2 protein-coding genes are annotated in these 2,067 nt (G+C 25.0%); both read left to right on the top strand.

Features of this window, described 5'->3' with window-relative positions:
- On the top strand, positions 1 to 784 hold a 784-nt coding region (locus tag ACWYO2_RS05910; RefSeq protein ID WP_455515554.1), incomplete at its 5' end, for a helicase-related protein.
- Positions 785 to 795: 11 nt separating this feature from the next.
- A partial coding sequence (locus tag ACWYO2_RS05905) for a phosphoenolpyruvate carboxylase (protein ID WP_455515553.1) occupies positions 796 to 2,067 on the top strand: 1,272 nt, incomplete at its 3' end.

Below are 2,067 nucleotides of genomic sequence, written 5' to 3'. Positions count from 1 at the left end.
ATTAGATTTATTTAAGAATAAAATATTAACTATATTAGTTGCAACTGATGTTGCAGCACGTGGTATAGATGTAAGTAATCTTACACATGTAATAAATTATTCTATACCTCAAGAATCTGACTCTTATGTACATAGAATTGGAAGAACAGGAAGAGCTGGAAATAAAGGTATAGCTATAACTTTTGTTACTCCACAAGAATCAAGAAAATTAGCTCAAATTAAAAGAGAAACTAAGTCTGATATAAAAAAAGAATCTATACCAGATGTAGAAGATATATTAAGAGCTAAAGAGGAAGTATTAGTTGCTTCAGTTGAAGAAATTATGCTTGAAAATGATTATAAACCATATTTAGAATTAGCTCAAAAAATACTTAAAGGTAAAAATACTGAAGCAGTTGTTGCATCTCTTCTTCGTCATGTATATGATGATGAGTTTATAGCTTCAAGTTATTCTAAAATTAAGAATGTTAAGGTAGAAATGAATGATAATACTAGATTATTCATAGCACTTGGAGAAAAAGATGGATTAAATGTTAATAAGTTATTAAAACTTATACATGAAAAGACAAAAGTACCTGGAAGAAAAATAAAAGATGTTAAGGTAATGGCAAACTTCTCATTTGTTAGTGCGCCACTTGAAGAAGCAGAATTAATTATGAAAACTTTAAATAAAGGAAAAAGAAAAAATGACAAACCTATGGTAGAGGTAGCCAATTCTGATAAAAGTTCAGGAGAAGGTAAGAGAAAAAGAAGTAGAGGGTCAAGATCAAAAAATAGAAAATAAAAGAGGTAGTTATGGAGTCTTTTTTAAAACCAGATAGTCAAATAAGTTTAGAGAAAAAGTTATTAAATACTGAAATATCAGTATTAAAAGATATTTTAAGTACAATTGTAGATGATGTAAATATAGAGGAAGTTTTAAATTTAGATGATAATTTATTTAATAAAGATTTAAAATATATTTCTAAAGTTGTTAGATTGTTATCTATTATCCCTATATTAATAAATATACTTGAAGATGTATATCAAGCAAAATTAATAAGAAATATGGATATAAAAAAAGAAGTTAGAACGGGTAGTCTAGAAGATATTATAAACAAACTAAATTTTTCTAAATATTCTAAAGATGAATTAATATCAAAATTAGAGAGTATAACTGTTACACCAGTTTTAACAGCTCACCCTACTCAAGTACAAAGAAAATCTGTACTTGATTTAATGCAAAATATATATAAAATACTTGAAAAAAGAGAATTGGTAGATTATGGTATTGTAGATGAAGAAAAATGGAAAATTGAATTAAAAAGAGCATTATTACTTTTATGGGAAACGGATATATTAAGAAATTCAAAACTTAAGGTAAGTAATGAAATTACAAATTCAATGAGTTATTATAATTCAACATTCTTAAAAGCTATACCAATAATTAATAATAAATTTAAAGATAAACTTGAAGAATACAATATTAAGTCCGATAATCTTCATCCTATACTTATGGGAACGTGGATAGGTGGAGATAGAGATGGTAATCCTTTTGTTACAGATAAAACTCTTAGAGAGGCTATAAACTCTCAAGTTGAAACAGCACTAACTTTCTATATTTCTGAGGTAGAAAAGTTATATAGAGAATTATCAATTTCATCTTTAAAGAAAAATATTACGAAAGAATTAGAAGTATTAGCATCTAAATCTAATGATAAATCTGAACATAGAATGTATGAACCGTATAGAAAAGCATTAGGATATATTTTAGAAAATCTTAAAGAAACATTTGATATATTACTTGTTAAAAAATTAGATGTTAAATATGATGATTACTATAATAATATTAAATTTTTAAATGATCTATATATAATAAAAGATTCACTTGAAAAAAATAGTGATAAAATTTTATTAAATGGTAGTTTAATTGAGTTGATAGAAGCTGTCAAAGTATTTGGATATCATTTATCTAGTATAGATTTAAGACAAGATTCTTCAGTATATGAATTATGTGTTGATGAACTTTTAAGAGAAGCTAATATAACAAATAAATACAAGGAATTAAGTGAAGAAGAAAAATGTAAT

The sequence above is a fragment of the Pseudostreptobacillus sp. genome, assembly GCF_977040545.1.
This window is presented reverse-complemented; position numbering and strand designations above follow the sequence as displayed.